General features: G+C 64.8%; 21 protein-coding genes and 1 pseudogene. 9 read left to right on the top strand and 13 right to left on the bottom strand.

Annotated features, from left to right (window positions below; genetic code table 11):
• Nucleotides 1–12: 12 nt before the first annotated feature.
• Nucleotides 13–1,104 carry a hypothetical protein gene (locus B2W55_RS10645; protein ID WP_024581550.1) on the bottom strand — a complete coding sequence of 364 codons (1,092 nt, stop codon included), beginning with the start codon at nucleotides 1,102–1,104 and terminating at the stop codon, nucleotides 13–15.
• A gap of 290 nt (nucleotides 1,105–1,394) precedes the next feature.
• Complete coding sequence (locus B2W55_RS10640; protein WP_024581551.1) at nucleotides 1,395–1,838, bottom strand: DMT family transporter; 444 nt, start codon at nucleotides 1,836–1,838, stop codon at nucleotides 1,395–1,397.
• A gap of 158 nt (nucleotides 1,839–1,996) precedes the next feature.
• On the opposite strand from B2W55_RS10640, the gene B2W55_RS10635 reads away from it, so the two are divergent.
• Complete coding sequence (locus B2W55_RS10635; RefSeq protein ID WP_024581552.1) at nucleotides 1,997–3,619, top strand: ABC-F family ATP-binding cassette domain-containing protein; 1,623 nt, start codon at nucleotides 1,997–1,999, stop codon at nucleotides 3,617–3,619.
• Between the two features lies 1 nt (nucleotide 3,620).
• On the opposite strand, the gene B2W55_RS10630 is transcribed toward B2W55_RS10635, so the two are convergent.
• Together B2W55_RS10630 and B2W55_RS10625 are read right to left on the bottom strand one after the other, a co-directional pair.
• Entirely contained in the window at nucleotides 3,621–4,253 is a 633-nt protein-coding gene (locus B2W55_RS10630; protein WP_029879149.1) for a DapH/DapD/GlmU-related protein, read from the bottom strand.
• Between the two features lie 103 nt (nucleotides 4,254–4,356).
• Nucleotides 4,357–5,232 carry a dienelactone hydrolase family protein gene (locus B2W55_RS10625; RefSeq protein WP_081725948.1) on the bottom strand — a complete coding sequence of 292 codons (876 nt, stop codon included), beginning with the start codon at nucleotides 5,230–5,232 and terminating at the stop codon, nucleotides 4,357–4,359.
• 145 nt (nucleotides 5,233–5,377) lie between these two features.
• Here B2W55_RS10625 and B2W55_RS10620 point away from each other — a divergent pair, with 145 nt between their 5' ends.
• Complete coding sequence (locus B2W55_RS10620; RefSeq protein ID WP_024581555.1) at nucleotides 5,378–6,253, top strand: MBL fold metallo-hydrolase; 876 nt, start codon at nucleotides 5,378–5,380, stop codon at nucleotides 6,251–6,253.
• 34 nt (nucleotides 6,254–6,287) lie between these two features.
• On the opposite strand, the gene B2W55_RS10615 is transcribed toward B2W55_RS10620, so the two are convergent.
• From B2W55_RS10615 to B2W55_RS10600, 4 genes are read right to left on the bottom strand one after another with little or no spacing between them, the layout of a single operon-like run.
• Nucleotides 6,288–7,337, bottom strand: coding sequence for an HD-GYP domain-containing protein (locus tag B2W55_RS10615; RefSeq protein WP_024581556.1), 1,050 nt, complete (start codon nucleotides 7,335–7,337; stop codon nucleotides 6,288–6,290).
• Between the two features lie 29 nt (nucleotides 7,338–7,366).
• Nucleotides 7,367–7,564 carry a hypothetical protein gene (locus B2W55_RS10610; RefSeq protein ID WP_024581557.1) on the bottom strand — a complete coding sequence of 66 codons (198 nt, stop codon included), beginning with the start codon at nucleotides 7,562–7,564 and terminating at the stop codon, nucleotides 7,367–7,369.
• Nucleotides 7,565–7,593: 29 nt separating this feature from the next.
• Nucleotides 7,594–7,896 (bottom strand): PilZ domain-containing protein, encoded by a 303-nt coding sequence (locus B2W55_RS10605; protein ID WP_024581558.1) that lies wholly within the window; start codon nucleotides 7,894–7,896, stop codon nucleotides 7,594–7,596.
• Complete coding sequence (locus B2W55_RS10600) at nucleotides 7,896–8,672, bottom strand: DUF2336 domain-containing protein (protein WP_291532222.1); 777 nt, start codon at nucleotides 8,670–8,672, stop codon at nucleotides 7,896–7,898. The genes B2W55_RS10605 and B2W55_RS10600 overlap by 1 nt, the downstream gene beginning before the upstream one ends.
• Here B2W55_RS10600 and B2W55_RS10595 point away from each other — a divergent pair.
• The 3 genes from B2W55_RS10595 to B2W55_RS10585 all read left to right on the top strand — a co-directional run bounded on the left by B2W55_RS10595 (nucleotide 8,646) and on the right by B2W55_RS10585 (nucleotide 10,594).
• Complete coding sequence (locus B2W55_RS10595) at nucleotides 8,646–9,026, top strand: hypothetical protein (RefSeq protein WP_244442221.1); 381 nt, start codon at nucleotides 8,646–8,648, stop codon at nucleotides 9,024–9,026. The two genes, B2W55_RS10600 and B2W55_RS10595, sit on opposite strands and share 27 nt — an antisense overlap.
• A gap of 555 nt (nucleotides 9,027–9,581) precedes the next feature.
• Nucleotides 9,582–10,277 carry a helix-turn-helix domain-containing protein gene (locus B2W55_RS10590; RefSeq protein ID WP_311538609.1) on the top strand — a complete coding sequence of 232 codons (696 nt, stop codon included), beginning with the start codon at nucleotides 9,582–9,584 and terminating at the stop codon, nucleotides 10,275–10,277.
• A 71-nt stretch (nucleotides 10,278–10,348) separates the two neighbouring features.
• Nucleotides 10,349–10,594, top strand: a complete 246-nt coding sequence (locus B2W55_RS10585) for a PilZ domain-containing protein (RefSeq protein WP_024581561.1) — start codon at nucleotides 10,349–10,351, stop codon at nucleotides 10,592–10,594.
• Between the two features lie 117 nt (nucleotides 10,595–10,711).
• Here the strand turns inward: B2W55_RS10585 and B2W55_RS10580 are convergent, their stop codons facing one another.
• Nucleotides 10,712–10,960, bottom strand: coding sequence for a hypothetical protein (locus B2W55_RS10580; RefSeq protein ID WP_024581562.1), 249 nt, complete (start codon nucleotides 10,958–10,960; stop codon nucleotides 10,712–10,714).
• 150 nt (nucleotides 10,961–11,110) lie between these two features.
• Between B2W55_RS10580 and B2W55_RS10575 the strand changes: the two genes are divergently transcribed.
• Both B2W55_RS10575 and B2W55_RS10570 read left to right on the top strand, forming a co-directional pair.
• A complete protein-coding gene (locus tag B2W55_RS10575; RefSeq protein ID WP_024581563.1) occupies nucleotides 11,111–11,788 on the top strand; it encodes a nitroreductase in 678 nt (225 codons plus the stop codon).
• 173 nt (nucleotides 11,789–11,961) lie between these two features.
• Nucleotides 11,962–13,125, top strand: coding sequence for an acyl-CoA dehydrogenase family protein (locus B2W55_RS10570; protein WP_024581564.1), 1,164 nt, complete (start codon nucleotides 11,962–11,964; stop codon nucleotides 13,123–13,125).
• Between the two features lie 128 nt (nucleotides 13,126–13,253).
• Here the strand turns inward: B2W55_RS10570 and B2W55_RS10565 are convergent, their stop codons facing one another.
• Nucleotides 13,254–15,335 (bottom strand): methyl-accepting chemotaxis protein, encoded by a 2,082-nt coding sequence (locus B2W55_RS10565; protein WP_024578509.1) that lies wholly within the window; start codon nucleotides 15,333–15,335, stop codon nucleotides 13,254–13,256.
• Between the two features lie 168 nt (nucleotides 15,336–15,503).
• Nucleotides 15,504–15,755: a hypothetical protein gene (locus B2W55_RS10560; RefSeq protein WP_024578508.1), complete on the bottom strand. Its 252-nt coding sequence runs from the start codon at nucleotides 15,753–15,755 to the stop codon at nucleotides 15,504–15,506.
• Between the two features lie 209 nt (nucleotides 15,756–15,964).
• Between B2W55_RS10560 and B2W55_RS10555 the strand changes: the two genes are divergently transcribed.
• Nucleotides 15,965–16,555 carry an NADPH-dependent FMN reductase gene (locus B2W55_RS10555; protein ID WP_024578507.1) on the top strand — a complete coding sequence of 197 codons (591 nt, stop codon included), beginning with the start codon at nucleotides 15,965–15,967 and terminating at the stop codon, nucleotides 16,553–16,555.
• Nucleotides 16,556–16,580: 25 nt separating this feature from the next.
• Here B2W55_RS10555 and B2W55_RS10550 read toward each other — a convergent pair whose 3' ends face one another.
• Nucleotides 16,581–16,964: a hypothetical protein gene (locus B2W55_RS10550; protein WP_024578506.1), complete on the bottom strand. Its 384-nt coding sequence runs from the start codon at nucleotides 16,962–16,964 to the stop codon at nucleotides 16,581–16,583.
• Nucleotides 16,965–17,138: 174 nt separating this feature from the next.
• Here B2W55_RS10550 and B2W55_RS10545 point away from each other — a divergent pair, with 174 nt between their 5' ends.
• Complete coding sequence (locus B2W55_RS10545; protein WP_244442100.1) at nucleotides 17,139–17,768, top strand: L,D-transpeptidase; 630 nt, start codon at nucleotides 17,139–17,141, stop codon at nucleotides 17,766–17,768.
• Between the two features lie 77 nt (nucleotides 17,769–17,845).
• Here B2W55_RS10545 and B2W55_RS10540 read toward each other — a convergent pair.
• Nucleotides 17,846–18,054 (bottom strand): annotated as a pseudogene (locus tag B2W55_RS10540) (hypothetical protein); the annotation flags it as partial.

Genomic DNA, 18,054 nt, shown 5'->3' with positions numbered 1-18,054 from the left:
TAAGCCGTGGCCTCACTTGAGGTCGGCGATCGTTGCTGGTCCCGGGCCCGGGGTGATCAGGGTCGGCCATTGCTTGGAGCCGAACGGCACCAGCGGCGGCAAGAAGGCCGTCATGCCGCGCTTCTTGGTCTCGGCGATGATCGCCTGGCGCGCGTCGCCCCCCATCAGTTCATAGTCCATCAAGTGATAGCTGCCGAAGAACAGCGCGCCTACCGAGCGGTCGGCGATGATCCGGGTCAGCGACTCCAGCATGTCGGACGGCGTCGTGGTGAAGGAGATGGTTTCGATCAGCATCAGGCGGCTGTTGACGGCGTCGGGTCCGAAGAATTGCGCCAGCACGCTGAAGATCACGTTGTTCTGCCGCGCCACGTAGATCGTGTTGCTGGCGGCATAGGTCTTGTCCCAGTCGTCGCCGAGCTGGGTCTTCCAGTCGGCCACGACCGTCATCCAGTGCGCCACCTGGGTCTGCGCGGCCCAGGCGACGTTCTTGGCCAGCAGCGGCGCCTGCTTCTTGCCGAACGCCTCGAGCTTGGCGAATGGGATGACGCCGGCCGACAGGCATTCATCCATGAAGGCGACGTTGTTGGTGAGGATCGCGCGGTTATTGTCGCGCCAGTCCGCCTGCATCGGCGTCTGATCGAGCCCATCGAGTGCCGATTGCATCCGGCTGCGATAGGCGAGCATCGATCCGCGCCACGATTTGTTGTCGGGATTGTTGACATAGGGTCCGACCACCTCGGCCAGCGCCATCGTGCTGTGGCCGACCGACTTCAGCAGCTGATAGACGACCGGCACAGGCGGCGCTTCGGTCGGCTGCTTGCCCGGCCGGTACAGGATCAGCCGGCCGCCGGCGCCGGAGAACAGGCCGAGGATCACCGGATGCTTGTCGAGGATGTTCTTCTGGAAGATCCGCGCGGCATCGCCATAGAGCTCGAACATGCCGGTGTTGAGCGCGAGCACGTCCTTGGTCGCGACATCGCCCGGCGTCGATGTGGTCTTGCCTGCGATCGGCGCCATGTAGTCGGGCAGCGACTGGGCCAGCGATGCGCTGCTGCCGGCGAGCAGCAATGTCAGCGCGGCGGCCAGGCGAAAGCGATTGATCATGTGATGCTCCTCGAGGCCTCGCGCCAATGTCGCGGTCGAATGCGACCGCGCGAACATTAGCGGAATGCGCAAATGCTTGGACGCAATGAACTGGAGAGTGGTGAACAGGGAGTGTAGATCTCGCGCGACGCAGCACAACGCGAGCGGGCGCCTACAGCTAAGTGACGAATCGGCCGCTGTCCACACTTCGAGATGACCGAGGTGGTTGCGTCATCTCGTCATACGGCGCCGCATTCAGCGACGCTTTCTCATTCAGGGAATCATTCGTGTTGATGGGCCTCTCGATGGCCTCAGTCCTTGATCAGAAGCACGCCTCCGATGATCAGCGCGATGCCCGCCAGTCGCGAGATCGACACCGGATGCTGCGTCAGCCCGAACAGGCCAAAATGATCCATCGCGATGCCCGCGGTCATCTGGCCCGCGACCACCAGCGCCAGCAAGGTCGCGGCGCCGAGCGAGGGCAATAGCAGGATCATCAGCAGGATGAACACGCCACCGAGCACGCCGCCGCTCCACGCCCACCAGGGCACGGCGGTCACGAGTTTCCAGGAGGGCATCGGCTCGCGCGTTGCGACCAGCACGACCGCCATCGTCAGCAACCCGCCGAGATAGCTGACGAGGCCAGCCCAAGCCGGCGAGTTGAGCGCGGACCTGAGATTGCCGTTGAGGACCTGCTGCGTGGCGACGCTGATGCCGGCGCCGAGCGCGAGGAGATAGAGAAGCCAGACTTGCATGTGATGCCTCAAATCGATCGCCGAAGGGTTTCCTGTCATATTCCACCGGCAGCAATCGTGGCATGCATGGCGCACGGCACCAAACCCATGGGAATGGGCTTCCACCCGGGTCCGAGATCGAATAAGAGGCCGCAAACCCTCAATCCCCCAGAATTCGAATGATCCGCCTCGATAACGTTTCCAAGCAAGTCGGCCACCAGATTCTCTTCATCGAAGCCTCCGCGGCGCTCCAGAAGGGCGAAAAGATCGGCCTTGTCGGCCCGAACGGCGCCGGCAAAACCACGCTGTTCCGTATGATCTCCGGCCGGGAAATCCCGGATGAAGGCCAGGTCTCGCTCGATCGCGGCATCTCGATCGGCTACTTCAGCCAGGATGTCGGCGAGATGAGTGGCCGCAGCGCGGTCGCCGAGGTGATGGACGGGGCAGGGCCCGTCAGCGAGGTCGCAGCCGAGCTCAGGGAACTGGAGGCCGCGATGGCCGACCCTGACAAGGCCGACGAGATGGACGACATCATCGCGCGCTACGGCGAGGTGCAGCACCGCTTCGAGGAATTGGATGGCTATGCGCTCGACGGCCGCGCGCGCGAGGCGCTGTCCGGCCTCGGCTTCAGCCAGGAGATGATGGACGGCGACGTCGGCAAGCTCTCGGGCGGCTGGAAGATGCGGGTGGCACTGGCGCGCATCCTGTTGATGCGGCCCGACGTGATGTTGCTCGACGAGCCGAGCAACCATCTCGATCTGGAAAGCCTGATCTGGCTCGAGCAATTCCTGAAGGGCTATGAGGGCGCGCTGCTGATGACCTCGCATGACCGCGAGTTCATCAACCGCATCATCAACAAGGTGGTCGAGATCGACGGCGGCCAGCTCACCAGCTATTCCGGCAATTACGAATTCTACGAGCAGCAGCGAGCGCTGTCCGACAAGCAGCAGCAGGCGCAGTTCGAGCGGCAGCAGGCGATGCTCGCCAAGGAGATCAAGTTCATCGAGCGCTTCAAGGCGCGCGCCTCGCACGCCGCCCAGGTGCAGAGCCGGGTCAAGAAGCTCGACAAGATCGAGCGGGTCGAGCCGCCGCGGCGGCGTCAGACCGTGGCATTCGAATTCCAGCCGGCGCCGCGCTCGGGCGAGGACGTCGCCAGCCTGAAGAACGTGCACAAGGCCTATGGCAGCAAGCGCATCTATGACGGGCTCGACTTCATGATCCGTCGCAAGGAGCGCTGGTGCGTGATGGGCATCAATGGCGCCGGCAAGTCGACGCTGTTGAAGCTGGTGGCCGGCTCGACCGAGCCTGATAACGGCGCGGTGACGGTCGGCGGCAGTGTCAAGATGGGCTATTTCGCACAGCATGCGATGGATCTGCTCGACGGCGAACGCACCGTGTTCCAGTCACTGGAGGATGCGTTTCCGCAAGCCGGGCAAGGCTCGCTGCGCGCGCTCGCCGGCTGCTTCGGCTTCTCGGGCGACGACGTCGAGAAGAAGTGCCGGGTGCTGTCGGGCGGCGAGAAGGCGCGGCTGGTGATGGCCAAGATGCTGTTCGATCCGCCGAACTTCCTGGTGCTGGACGAGCCGACCAACCATCTCGATCTCGCCACCAAGGAGATGCTGATCAATGCGCTCTCTGAGTTCGAGGGCACCATGCTGTTCGTGTCGCACGATCGGCATTTCCTCGCCGCGCTCTCCAACCGCGTGCTGGAGCTGACGCCCGACGGCATCCATCAATATGGCGGCGGCTACACCGAATACGTCGCCCGCACCGGTCAGGAAGCGCCGGGGTTGCGGAGCTAGCTCAAGCCCGCCAGCGCGCGCAAAACGCCTCGACGTCGCCGGACTGGAATTCGGGAAGGCGTTCCCAGATCGTCTCCGGCGGCCAGTTCCACCAGGCGATCTGCGACAGCTCGGCTGCGATCTTGCGGCTGAAGCGCTCCTTGATCGGCCGGGCCGGCACGCCGCCGACGATCGTGTACGGCGCAACGTCGCGCGAGACCACCGCACCAGCCGCAAGCACCGCGCCGTCGCCGACGGTGACGCCGGGCAACACGATCACGCCGTGGCCGATCCAGACATCGTTTCCGATCACCACGCGATCGGCGCGCCGATTTCTGAAGAAGTCGCGATCCCGCTCGGCAGTGTCGGTGTAGTATTCCGGGCAGTAGGTGAAACGATGCTGCGACGGGCGCTCGAGCGGGTGATTGGGCGCGCCGATCCGGACCTGTGCCGCGATCGCGCAGAATCGGCCGATTACGGCGTCGGCGACGATGCAGCCGCTGCCGAGATACGAGTAATCGCCGAGTTCGGTATATTCGATCGCAGTGTCGCCGAGGATCTCGCAGCAACGTCCGACCTTGACTTCCCGCAGTTTAACCGTCGGCTCGATGACGGTTTCGGCAATCTTGGGGCGGGGCGGGTTGGATTCGGTCACGGATTGGATCCTCGTTACTGCGAGCTGATTGAGTCGGGCCGTATCTATCACGGCGAGATGACAGCACGAGGCCGCAGCAATGTTTATGGTCGCTTTGCGGCGGCTAATCCTTCGCGCCGTCGACTGCGGCAATCGCCCGCACCATCGCATCCTTGAGCGCGGCGCTGTTGGCCGGGTTCGACTGGCGGCTGCGGCCGGGATCGTCGAAGTCGTGGGTCGCGCCCGGATAGACCACGACATCGATCTTGCTGCCGGTCGCGATCGAGCGATGGGCGACGTCCTGGCATCGCGCGGGCGATACTTCCTCGTCGTCCGCACCGAGCAGCATGGTGATCGGCGCCGCCGATTCCAGCGTCTGTGCCAGCAGCGCCGCCGGTCCGCAGCCCGGATAGAACACCAGCGCGGCGCGATAGCCCGACGTCGCCGCACCCTGCCGCTGCATCACGTTCAGCGCGGTGCTGCCGCCGTTCGACCATCCTTGCAGGAAGATGCGATCTCCGATCACGTCCTTCTGGCTGCGCAGCCAGGTCAGCGCGCCCTCGGCGTCGAGCGGTCGCACGGTTTTTTCGTTCACATCGACGCGATCGGGATCGCCATGCGTGAAGCGGCCGAAGCCGTGAGCCTTGCCGCGCGGCCCGAAACTGTCCGGCAGCAGCGCGACATAGCCGTGATCCGCCCAAAACTGTCCCCACATCATGTGCCGCTTGGACAGACCATTCGCGTTGCAGTCCGTGGACGGATCGGTCCGCGACACCAGCGTGCAGTCCCTGTTGACGTTGGTCGAATAGGGCCCGCCGCGGCCGTGCAGCAGCACGATCGCCGGATGCCGACCCGGCGTTTGCGGCTTGAACAGATAGCCGACGATCTCGGTCTTGCCGTCGGCGCTCGGAAAGAAAGCGGTGTCGGGGGCGGCCATTGCCACAGTCGGCAAGGTTGTCAGCATCGTCAGCAGCGCGATCTGAATCAGGCGGTTGGTCATTCCGACAGCATCGCCAACATTCCGGATGAATTGCGGCACGAGGGCCGCGTCAGCAATGCAAAGCCGCATGGCGTGCTGCGTGGTGCTCCGCTTGTGAGGCCCGGTATGGCCCGCTACGCTTCGAAAAAATCGGGAGCGAAGCGGCATGAGACAGATCAGGATCGGCGACATCACGATCGACGCGGTGATCGAGCGCGAAGGGCCGTGGCGGCGGCCGCAGGATTTCTTCCCGACCTATGACGACGCGGTGTTCAAGCATCATCTGAAGACGATGGAGCCCGAGGTCTTCGATGCCGCGCGCGGCATGATGGTGATCACCTACCAGACCTTCGTGGTGCGGACGCCGCGCTACACCATCCTGGTCGACACCTGCACCGGCGAGGACAAGGGGCACCCGCCGCCGTTCGATTTCCCGGGCAAGGAGCGCTGGCGCAACGAGCTGTTCGCGCTCGGCATATCCTTCGAGCAGATCGATTATGTGTTCTGCACCCATCTGCATATCGACCACACCGGCTGGAATACGACGCTGCGCGACGGGCGCTGGGTGCCGACCTTCCCGAACGCGAAGTACGTCTTCCACAAGGGCGAGTATGCGGCCTGGGAGGTCGAGAACGCCAAGGGCGCCAATCCGCCCGGCACGGTGTTTCGCGACAATTGCCTGCCGATCGTCGAGGCCGGGCAGGCGCTCCTGGTCGACGACGACTATGCGCTCGACGATACCGTGACGCTGACGCCGACGCCGGGCCATTCGCCCTGCCACTGCTGCATCAACATCTTCTCGAAGGGGCAGCGCGCGGTGGTCGCGGGCGACCTGATGCACCACGCGATCCAGTGCCGCGAACCGGAATGGTCGGCCAAGCCCGATTGGGATCCGAAGCAATCGGCGGTCTCGCGCCGGAAATTCTTTACCTCGGTTGCCGGGACCGACACGCTGATCCTGCCGATCCATTTTCCGACCCCGACGGTTGGCCTGATCACGGCCGACGTCGATCGCTTCGACTATCGCTTCAAGCGGGAGTAGCGCCCCGCAATGCGTGGCGCGTCAAGCAGCAGGTTCAGCGGTTCAAGGCGACGTCCCTGAAGGCCATGACCAGCGGTCGCTCGAGCTTGCCTTTCATGTCGAGCAGAATCTCGTAGGCCTTGTCCCGCGACATCGTCGGCTTGTAGGTGCGGTGCTCGATCAGTGCGGCGAAGATGTCCGAGATGGTCAGGATGCGGACGATATCCGGGATGCTTTCGGCGCACAGCCCGTCCGGATAGCCGCTGCCGTCGAGATATTCGTGATGGTGCCGCACCGCGTCGAGCACCTCCGCGGAGATGCCCGGCGTGCCTTTCAGCGCGTCATGGCCTGCGCCAGGATGGGTCTCGATCAGCGCGCGCTCGGCGTCGTCGAGCCGCCCCGGCTTGTCGAGCACCGCGAGGGGAATCGTCGCCTTGCCGATGTCGTGGAACATCGCCGCCGAATGCAGCCGCTCGATGTCAGGTTTGCCCATGCCGAGGCTCATGCCGAAATCGACCGCGAGGCCGGTGACCAGCAGGCAGTGCTGGTAGGTGCCCTCGTGGTGGCGGCGGACCGTCGTCAACCAGTCGGAGAGGCCATTCTCCGCGATGCTGTCGGCGATCCCCGCGCCGGCGCGCCGGGCATCGGCGACGTCGATCGCCGAGCCGTTGATGACGGCCGAGAACATCGCGGCGATGCTGGCCGCGCCCGCCGATGCCGCCTCCGTGGCGGACGACGGCAACTCCTCCGGAACGATCGACGGCGCTTCGATATCGACAAGCCTGGCCAGAAGCTGCGACGGCTTGACCGGACTGAAGAACGCATCGGTCGCGCCGAGCGCATAGGCCTGCACCGTCGCGAGGCGCGTACGCTGGTCGATGATGAAGATGCGCCGCGGGATCCGCTTCAGCCTGGTCGAGATCCCCTTCAAGGCGGCGATGTTGTCGACCAGGCGGAGGTCGGCGCTGACCACCAATGCCTCGACATCGCCGTCCCGTAGCCGCGCGGCAGCAAGCAGTTCTGAGGTGACCTCGAACGTCTGTCCCAGCAGGCCGCGAAGATCGGACAGCCTGGACGGCGTATCGGCAACAAGATGGATCGGCATCGAGGCGGACGATCTGTTTGGCGGAGAGGTTACCTGACCAGCGTCATCCGGGTTCGGCGCGGAACCTGGGTGAGAAACCGTTCAAGGTCGGCGCAGAGGCGGTGCGCGAGTTCCTCGTCGATCTCGAACGTCGCCACGGAGTCGTGGCAGTCGATCTCGACGGTCGCGCGCAGCGGCGCCGTGGAAATTGTCGATACCGAGATATTCGTTGCTCTCTGCCTGGTCATGTCGTCGATCTCTCAACCGTTGCCAATCCTCATTTCGGGACCACGGCGCGTCCCTTGCGCTTCTTCTCTTCGATGAATCTCACTCCGATCTCGATGCCGTCGACACGGACCAGCTCGCAGCGGCGGAACGCCAGGCCCCGCGAGGACAGGATCAGGAAGAACTCCTGGGCCTTCAACACCTCCAGCGTCCCGTCGACCTCGAGCCGGGCGCCGCTCTGGGAGACGTCGAGCAGGATGCAGCTGCGCCGCCACGTGCCGTCGACCCCCATGAGATTGACGGGATAACGGGTCTCGAGCCGGACGCGCTCCGCCTTGCGGCCTCCATACGTCATCACGCCCCTCGCGCCGCCTGGGCAGGCTTGGCCATGAGGTCGCTCAGCGAGCCGAACCGGATCGTGCGCTGCGCGTTCGACAGCGGCAGTCGTTCAAACATCTCCCGCGCGCGCTCGAGTTCCTCCGGAACGACCGACAGCCCGGCCTTCCGGTAGCTGACGACGGCGGCCGTCGTGTTCCAGTTCAGCCGCGAGGCGCGGCAGGCGATGACGAGCCCGTTGATGTCGGCGGCTTCCATCAATGGGGCGATGGTCTCGATCGGAACGGTGGCGAGATGGGCCAGCGCCGCCGCGACGTTGTGGACCTCTCGCCGGATCGCGAACCGGTTGACGCTCGAGTCGTTCAATTGTCCGGACTTATTCAGGGCCGTGACCGTGGCCCGCGCCTCCGTGTAGTCGATCGTGGCTGGAGGCTTCACGGCGGCGCGGGCGGTGCTGGCATCGATGGCGGCGCGGATCGCGTCCTGAATGTCGGGGCGTGCGAGCTTGAGCAGCCGGGCCTGCTGACGCGGCGTGGACCGCATGACGAGGTCGGCAGCGACGCGGTGGGGCAGGTCGCTGCGCGTCATCAGCGCGCTTGCGATGTTGTCGTCGCGTTCCGAGGCGTCGACCATCATGGCAAGGCCGGCGCTGGTCATTTCGGCGCCGGGATTGCTCGCGAGAACGCGCACGACACTGCTGTCGCCGCGCATCAGCAGAATATCGCTGAGTTCCGGATTGACGGTCTTTCGCCCGGCGATCGCGCAAAGATGTTCCTCGGCGCGCATCCAGGCGATGTCGATCAGGTCGCTGTCGGGGATGCAGTCGCATTTCCGCAGGATCGGAGCTGCGACATCGGCGTCGTCGTGGTTGGCGAGACGACGCGCCAGCTGCCGCGGAACCAGGCGCAAGTCGGCAAGCGAGCGGCTCAGCGTGGTGAGCGTCCGCAGCTCGACGCTCTCGGTCAGGCGGACCAGGACGTCGTCGAACAACCCGACATGATGCTCGTTGAGGCGGTGAGCGTCTTCGAGAAACAGCCCCGCCACCTCCCGCAGCATGCGCGTGCGGCGGTCAGGCGAGCCTGCTTTCAAGACATCGTCGAGTTCGGCAATAAGATCGGACAAAGCAATAGTGGTCATTGCGGTACCTAAAATGTTCCGCGACGGAGAACCTCACTGTCCCCGTAATCAATCTGCTCCCAGAATCTTTAATAGGGGTATAGATATTGATGGGGAGTGCCACTCGTTGTGGTGGATATTCTTACTATCACTATCGAAAATCGGCAGCGGGGACGCTTTGCCAGATTGCCCGGACCACCGTGCGAAACGCAGTTTCGATAATCGCGTTCATCGGACGATTCGCAATTAGTGCATGGATATTTTCAGCGCGCTGAAGAGAGATTTCAAAGAGTATTTCAGGGGAGCAATCATTTGACGGCGCCATTGCCGGTGCCGAGAGTCTTTCGTTTTGACGATGTAGATGCATTCCGGAGTTCGATCCGAGACCTGGATGTAGATTTCACGCCACTTGCGCGGAAGATTTCGGCCGAGCAGATCATCCTGAGTTTGCCGGGGTGCGAGCTCAACTATACCCAGTCGTTTCCGCGGATCGTCGACGCGCAGCTTGCGCCGCACGTCACCGCGGTCGGCTTCACGATGGACGACGGCACTCCGATGCGATTCAACGGCGTTGAGCGCGATCGTGCCGTGATCGTGCTCGGCAGCGGCGGCGCGTTCTATACCTCGGTGGAGGAGACGCCCCGCAAATATGCCTCGGTCGTCTTCACGCCCGCGGTGGTCGACCGCGGCTGGCCGAAGACGGATCTCAACTTCACCATTCACGAGATCTCCCAACGCGCGCAGGATCGGTTGCGCGAGGTGGTCCGGGAGATTCTGCGCGTCACGTCGCAGCAGCTTGCCGACAGCGAATTCGCGACGGGAATGTCGATGAGGGAATCGCTGCTCGGCGCGATCGACAATGCCTTCGCCGAGATCGTGCCGGCGAAGTGGACGGCGCGCGCCAACGCGACGCGTCAGTTCAAGGTCTTCAACGATGCGCGCGCCATTCTCGCCGGCGACGTGGCTCACCCGATCTACAGCGGCGAACTTGCACGGCGGATCGGCGTGTCCGTGCGCACGCTGCACGACGCCATCCAGCGCTACCGGGGCGTCAGCCTGCATCGCTATTTGCGGCTGCGTCGGCTCTGGCTGGTGCGCCAGCAACTCCTGGCCGGCGCGCCCAGCGTCAAGGCCTGCGCGCTGGCCTACGGGTTCTGGCACCTCAGCGATTTCTCGCGGAGCTACCGGTCGCAGTTCGGTGAGGCGCCGTCCGAGACGCTGGCCACCGCGCGCCGCCCCGGCGCGGCGCGCACCGATCCGCTCGCCAGTGGACACACTTCGTAACAATTGGCCTGAACGGAATCTTAACGGCGGCCGACGAGCCTGTCGCTCTGGTTCCACCAAGGGCAGCGGTGATGCATCCCCGGCGATTTGCGCGTGTTCGACCGACAGGTTGCGTGTCCAGCGTGGTCAAGCTCCAGCTTGAACCGAAATCGCCCATGGTCGAATGCCGGCTGGTGGACTATTCCGCCGGCGGGGCCTGCCTGGAATTTCAGAAGCCCGTGCAACTGCCGGAGCGCTTCGAAATATTTCACGGCAATACCAGGAAACGTTGCCGGCGGGTCTGGAGCCGCGGCGTGCGGGTCGGCGTCTCGTTCTGAGCGCTGGCGGACGGGCCGACCGGGTCCGTTCAGTCCTGATCAATCGTCATTCGGGCCGCGCCTCGCGCGACCCGAATGGTCTGAGCCGATAAGTGGACCCGGAAACCCCGACGGGAATCAGGCGCCGCTCTGGCACTTCTTCATGAACGAGGTCTTGGCCGCGCCGGCGAGCTTCTTGCCGTCCGAGCCGACCGCCTTGGTCTCGCAGGTGTCGGTGGTGCACTTCTTCATGAACGAGGTCTTGGCCGCGCCGGCCAGCGGCTTGCCGTCCTTGCCGACCGCCTTCGTCTCGCAGGAGGCATCCTGCGCAAATGCCGAACCGGCGGCAAAGGTCGCGATCACGGCCGCCAAGAAAATCCGCTTCATCTGGGTTCTCCCTAAACCAAACCAGTGGCCGGATTGGATATCGGATTCTTGGTCCGATCAAGTTCCCACAGCTGATTTTGTCTATAAAATACCCGGATAGCCGCCAGAAATTTCCGTGTGCGGCGCGGAACAAAATGGAGGAAGCGCGGGATGGAATTCGAGACGCTGGTACAGACACGCAAAAGCGTGCGCGGGTTCAAGAAGCAACCGGTGTCCCGGGCGACCGTCGAGGAGATCATCGAGGTGGCCAAGCGCGCGCCGTCCTCGATGAACACCCAGCCCTGGCATGTCCACGTCCTGACCGGGGCGCCGCTGGAAGAGGTGCGCCGCCGCAACATGGAGGAGATGATTGCCGGCGCCAAAGCCAAGCGCGACATCGTCAGCCATGGCGAGTATCAAGGCGTGCACCGTGGCCGTCAGGTCGATATCGCCAAGAAGCTGTTCGGGGCGATGGGGATTGCCCGCGACGACAAGCCGATGCGACAGGATTGGGTGCTGCGCGGCTTCCGCCAGTTCGACGCCCCGGTCTCGCTGGTCCTGGCCTACGACCGGATCCTCGATCCCGGCGCGGTCTGCCATTTCGATCTCGGCGCGCTCTGCTACGGCATCGTGCTGGCGGCCTGGGATCGCGGCCTCGGCAGCGTGATCAACGGCCAGGGCATCATGCGCTCCGACATCGTGCGCGAGGTCGCCGACATCCCTGAAGACCAGGTGATCATGACCTGCGTCGCGATGGGCTATCCCGACGACGGCTTTGCCGCCAATGCGGTGCGCTCGGATCGCGAGGCCAACAGCGACTTCGTCCGCTACGTCGGCTTTGCCGACTAAGCGCGAACTGCTCGCGCGAATTCGCTGCCGCTCACCGCGTGGCGGGATATTGAATTCCGTCTCATGAAACCATCGCGCGACAGTGAGCGCGAGCGGGCGTTTCCGCTATTCTTGCCGACGAAAAATACGCTACTGGTTTTGTGAAACGAAACAGCACAGGCGAGGAATCCCAGATGAGCGATGACGAACAGACAGCCATGATCCGTGAGACCGTCGCGAAGTTCGTCGATCGCGAACTGATCCCGCTGGAGCCGCAATATCTGAAATCGAAATTGCCCGGCAGCGATCATCCGGAGCTGACCTCCGAACACCGCAAGCGGCTGCGCGACGTCTCGAAGGAACTCGGGCTCTGGGGCCTCGATGCGCCGGAGGATCTCGGCGGCCACGATTTGCCGACGCGCACCATGGCGGCGGTGCATGAAGAGCTTGGCCGCAGCTGCGTGCCGTTCGTGCTGCCGCCGGACTCGCCGAATTTGCGCATGTTGCAGGCGGTCGGCACCGACGCGCAGAAGAAGAAATATCTGCAGCCCTATATCGAGGGCCGCATGGCATCGGCGATCGCGATCTCCGAGCCTGGCGCCGGTGGCGATCCCGCCGGGATGAAGACGCGTGCGGTGCTCGAAGGCGAAGAGTGGGTACTGAACGGCCGCAAGATCTGGATCAGCAATGCGCGCGCCGCCGACTTCATCATCGTGATGGCGCGGGTCGGCAGCGATCAGCGCCAGGGCGGCATCACCTCCTTCATCGTCGAGAAGGGCACGCCGGGCTTCATCATCGAGCGCGAGATCCCGATGGTCGGCGGCGGCTCGACCTATGAGATCGTGTTCGAGGATTGCCGCATCCCGAAGGCCTCGGTGCTCGGCGAGGTCGGCAAGGGCTACGCGCCGATGCAGCTGCGCCTGCGCACGCGGCGGCTCGAGATGGGATCGACCTGCGTCGGCATCACCAAACGCGCGCTCGACATGATGTGCGAGCACGCCAAGCAGCGCGAGACCTTCGGCGTCAGGCTCGCCGAGCGCCAGGCGATCCAGTGGTGGATCGCCGACATCTCGACGCGGATGCATGCCTGCCGGCTGATGGTGCGGGATGCCGCCGACAAGACCGATCGCGGCGAGGACATCCGGCACGAAGCCTCGATGATCAAGGTGTTCGCGACCGAGATGGCCTATGAAGCCTGCGACCACGCCATGCAGACGCTCGGCGCGCTTGGCGTGACGCTGGAACTGCCGCTCAACGCGCTTTGGCAGAAGGCCCGCCTGATGCGCGTCTATGAAGGCCCGAGCGAGGTTCATCGCCAGGCGATCGCGCGCCGGGTGCTCGGCCTGCGCGGCGGTTAGGGAGCTGCGCGGCCCTCATGCCCGCGCTGTCATTGTAGGATGGATAGAGCGAAGCGAAACCCATCAATTGCATTGGCGCGGAGAGATGATGGGTTTCGCTTCGCTCTATCCATCCTACGGATTCGCGGCTACGCCGCGCGGACGTCGGAGAGGAAGCGGTTGACCTGGCCGGCGAGGTCCTTGGACTGGGTTGAGAGCTGTTCGGCAGCACCCAGCACCTGGGTTGCTGCCGCGCCGGTGTCGTCGGCGGCGCGCTGTACGCCGGAGATGTTGGCGTTGACCTCCTGGGTGCCGCGGGCGGCTTCCTGAACGCTGCGCGAGATCTCCTTGGTCGCCGAGCCCTGTTCCTCGATCGCAGCGGCGATCGCGGTGCCGATCTGGTCGATTTCGGTGATGACGTCGACCACGTTCCTGATCGCGGTCACGGTCTCGTCGCTCGCGGTCTGGATCGCGGTGATCTGCTCGGAAATCTCCGTGGTGGCCTTCGCGGTCTGGCCGGCCAGCGATTTCACCTCCGAGGCGACGACGGCAAAGCCGCGGCCGGCTTCGCCGGCGCGCGCTGCCTCGATGGTGGCGTTGAGCGCGAGCAGGTTGGTCTGTGCCGCGATGCTCTGGATCAGGGTCACGACGTCACCGATCTTCTGGGCGCCCTCGGCCAGCGAACGCGCGGTGTCGCCGGTGCGCCGGGCGTGGTCGACGGCGCGCGCGGCGATCTCGGTCGAGGTCGCGACCTGGCGGGCGATCTCCGAGATCGAGGAGGTCAGCTCCTCGGTCGCGCTGGCGACCGTCTGCACATTGGTCGAGGTCTGATCCGAGGCGGCGGCCACCACGGCAGCCTGGCGATTGGTGGCGGAGGCGGTGGCCGACATCGATTGTGCCGTGTCCTCCATGACAGATGACGCCGCGGACAACCCGCCGACCAGTTCGGTGACCTTGGCCTCGAAGGCGCGGGTCAGATCGTCGAGCACGCGGGCGCGCCGCATCTTGACGTCGTTCTCGGCTTCCTTCTCGGTGGTGAGACGATCGGCATCGATCTTGTTGTCCTTGAACACCTGAACCGCGGCGGCCATCGCGCCGATCTCGTCGTTGCGTGCGGCGCCGGGGATGGCTTCGGCGACTTCGCCCGCAGCGAGACGCGACATGCGGCCGGTGAGGGCGGCGATCGGGTTGAGGATGCGGCGGCGGACCATCACGATCAGCCCGGCGCTGCCGGCGATCACCGCGAGCAGTCCGATCAGCGCCACCACGAAGCTGAAGCGCGCCGATGAATAGGCGGCGGCAAGGCCCTGTTCGGCATTGTCGTAGAATGCGTCACGCACGGTGACGATGGAGGCGAGGCCGACCTGGGACTCGGCATAGTAGGTCTCGACGTCCTGCTCGTATTTGCCCGAGGTTGCGCCGTCCTTGGCGAGCTTCAGCGCCTTGCCGAAGCGTTCGACATAGTCGGCCTGCATCTTGCCGAGCGCCGCCAAAACGTTTGCCGGCGTCGCCGGATTGTTGCGCAGCTCCTGCAGCGTCGAGAGGATTTGTTGGGTCCGGCCGGTCGAGCGATAGAGTTCCATCTTCTCGGGCTCGGTGGCGACGCGCTTGGCGCCGACCACCGCCTTGTGCAGGCTGGCGTCGAGCCCGCCGATGTCGCGCAGCGTCCAGGCGACATTGGCGTAGCTGGCCTGGCGGTAGGCGTTGCCGTCGAGGCCGGCGAGGCGGCGCACCTGTTCGTCGAGCAGCGTGGTGACGCCGGCATTGAACACGGAATTGTCGGCGACGATCTTGGCTGCCGCCGGTTTGCGTGCGTCGACCGGACCCGCGATCGCCTTCTCGATGGCGTCACGGAGTGCCGCGAACTTGGCTTTCAGCGCATCGATCGCGCTGGCAACCGCGTCGCCATCGTCGAGCGCGCCGGGCAGCGTGGCGCGGACCTGATTGACCTTGGCGAGCGCGCCGTCGGTCAGTTTGCGCAGCTTGTCGAGATCAGCGACCTGCTTCTGGTCGATCGCGCCGGTGCCAAACAGCAGGTTGGTGGACATGCCGCGCTCGGAGTTCATGTAGCGCGGGATATCGCCGACGGCGCGAACGATCTCGAGCCGGCTCTGCGCGGTCGAGACCTTGTCCATGGTCTGGTACTTGGTGACCGCGACATAGGCCGCCAGTCCGCCGCCGACCGCGGACAACGAGACGATCGCGGCCGTCAGGAGAGTACCGATTTTCATGGGATGCGCGCCATTTCTTGACGAGGAAGGAGAGGCCTCGACCGTACCGGGGGCGCATTAAGCTTGGGTTTACGATGCCGGAGCCGCGGTGGTCGCGGCCATCATCATCATCCGAAAGTTGAAGGTCTGGCGTTGCCGGCCGCGCGCGCGGACAGCAGCGCGTGACGCTCAGTGCTCCTCGTCGTCCGCGCCCTTGGTCGCGGCGCGGTGCTGGGTCGCGCCGTTGGCGCCGGCTTCGCCGCACGGGAGCTGGTTCCAGGTGCCGTCGGCGGCCTGCTGGTAGGCCTGGCAGCCGGCCGATGTGGTGGCGTTGGATTTCTCGTCGGCTTTCTGTCGCTCGGCGCTCTTCGCCAGCGCAGGCGTGGCCGTGGCAGCGATGGCTGCGAGCGTGCCTGCGAAAACCAGCTTTGCGATCCGCATGTCGGGTTCTCCTTCTCGAAGCAGACGTCTATCCAGGAAATGAATCGGGCGATTTTGGGCCGCGGTGTGCGCTCTGCGACGAATTGCTTAATGCCTGGGAAAATCGGCCGGATCGCCGTTAACTTCTGCCTCACGACGCGCTGCGGAGCGCGGTCGATTGGGGCGGGCAGCGCGACGGTGTCACGATGGCGTGCTACCATGGTCGCACCATGACCCACCGCATTCTCGTGTTCTACGGCTCCTACCGTTCGGATCGCATGGGCATCCGCCTGGCGCATTTCGTCGTCGAGGGCCTGCGCGCCCGCGGCGACGATGTCGAGCTGATCGATGCCAAGGAGGTCGGCCTGCCGATGCTCGACCGGATGTACAAGGAACATCCCAAGGGGCAGGCGCCGGCCGTGCTCGAAACGCTCGCCGGAAAGATCCGCGACGCCGACGGCTTCCTGTTCGTCACCGGCGAGTACAATTGGGGTATCCAGCCCGGGCTGAAGAACCTGACCGATCATTTCCTCGAGGAATGGTTCTGGCGCCCCGCGGCGATCGCGAGCTACTCCGCCGGGCGGTTCGCCGGCGCGCGTGCCGCCACCGCCTGGCACGGCACGCTGTCGGAGATGGGCATGGTGGTGGTGTCGAGCACGATCAGCGCGGGGCCGATTGCGCAGACCCTGTCGGCCGAAGGCAAACCGATCGGCGAGGGCGGCAAGTCGCTCGAACGCGCCTTTCCGCGCTTCGCCGACGACTTCACCTGGTGGATCGAGGCCGCCAAGGCGCAGCGGGCGCGCAAGGCGCCGCCATACTGAGCGCCGGATTCCTCACGCCAGTCGGCTATTCCTTCGTCCTGATGTAGCCCGCGAGCCGTGCCTTCTGGTCGTGGCACCAGGTCGTCATGCCGATGCGGCGTTGATCGAGGTCGGTGGTCTGGGTTGCGATCGCGACTTCCGTCATCAGGTCGTCCGACTGCTTCTCGCCCATCTTGCCGCCGGTGTGCATGTAGGCGATCGCCTTGCGCACCTGTTCGGTGGTGCCGTCGGGCAGGTGCATGTCCTGTGCGCGCTGCACGAGGTCCTGATAGACGAGATCGGTGCCGGGGCACTCGACCTTCGCGGCGAAGGCTTGCAGCACCATCGTGACATAGGCCGCGCGTGGATCGGCGGCGTGAGCCGGAGACGCTGCGACAATCAGTCCGCCCAGCAGCAGTGCGTAACGCATGGAATTCCTCCCAATGTCTTTGACTTTTTTTACCAAGCTAGCGTCCAAGGGAACCGACTGCAACCGGAAGGACACACTCGCTGAAGGAACCGATCAAACCGATGTGTTCCATATTGCGCTGCCACGATTTCAGCACGATTTCGGCAGCATCTGGCGAAAGTTAACGCAGGGAGAATGATCGTGTCGAAGTTGGGGCTTGCTGCCGTGCTGGTGGGGACACTCGCGCTTGGCGGCTGCATGCAGGCGACGCTGTCGCCGGTGACAGATGCCGCGATGACGCCGCGCGATCGGCAATTGCTGGCGCATCCGCCCTATGCCGATGCCAAGATCCCGGATCAGTTCCAGCGTCACATCGTCGAGTATACGCGCCGGGAGCAGCCGGGTTCGATCCTGGTCGATACCGACGCGCGCTACCTGTATTACGTGCTGCCCGGCGGCAAGGCGATCCGTTACGGCGTCGCGGTCGGCGAGGAGGCGATGGCCTTCTCGGGCGTGGCCACGGTTGGCCGCATGGCGGAGTGGCCGGACTGGGTTCCGACCGCGGATATCCAGCAGCGGCTTGGTCCGTACCCGAAGCGTGTCGCCGGTGGACCGGCCAATCCGCTCGGCGCCCGCGGCATCTATTTGTACCAGGGCAACAAGGACACGCTGTATCGCATCCATGGCACCAACCAGCCCGAATATATCGGGCAGGCGATCTCGTCGGGCTGCATCCGGATGAACAACGCGGACGTGATCGATCTCTACCAGCACGTCAAGCCGGGCGCGACCGTGGTGGTGCTGCCGCCGGGACAGAGCGCCTGATTTCGTATCCGAGAAAACAAAGCGGCCGATCGCTTGATTGCGATCGGCCGCTGTTCTTTTGACGGGCCGTTGGATCGTCAGCGCAGCGGCATCGGCGGACGAACCACGGGGCCGTTGTCGTCGGCATCAACGACACTGGACTGCTGTTGCTGTGATTGCAGCGGTCGCGGTGCCACGACGGACTGCGGCGAGGTGGCAACGGGCGGCGGCAGCGGCGCCGCTGCTGTCGGCGGTGGCGGGACGTAGGCCTGCGCCGGCCGGCGCACCGGCGGCGGCGCAACGGCGG

The organism is Bradyrhizobium sp. UBA2491 (genome assembly GCF_002341725.1).
In the GTDB taxonomy this organism is placed as follows: Bacteria; Pseudomonadota; Alphaproteobacteria; order Rhizobiales; family Xanthobacteraceae; genus Bradyrhizobium.
The sequence above is the reverse complement of the archived record's forward strand: the minus strand, read 5'-3'. Positions and strand labels throughout refer to the sequence as shown.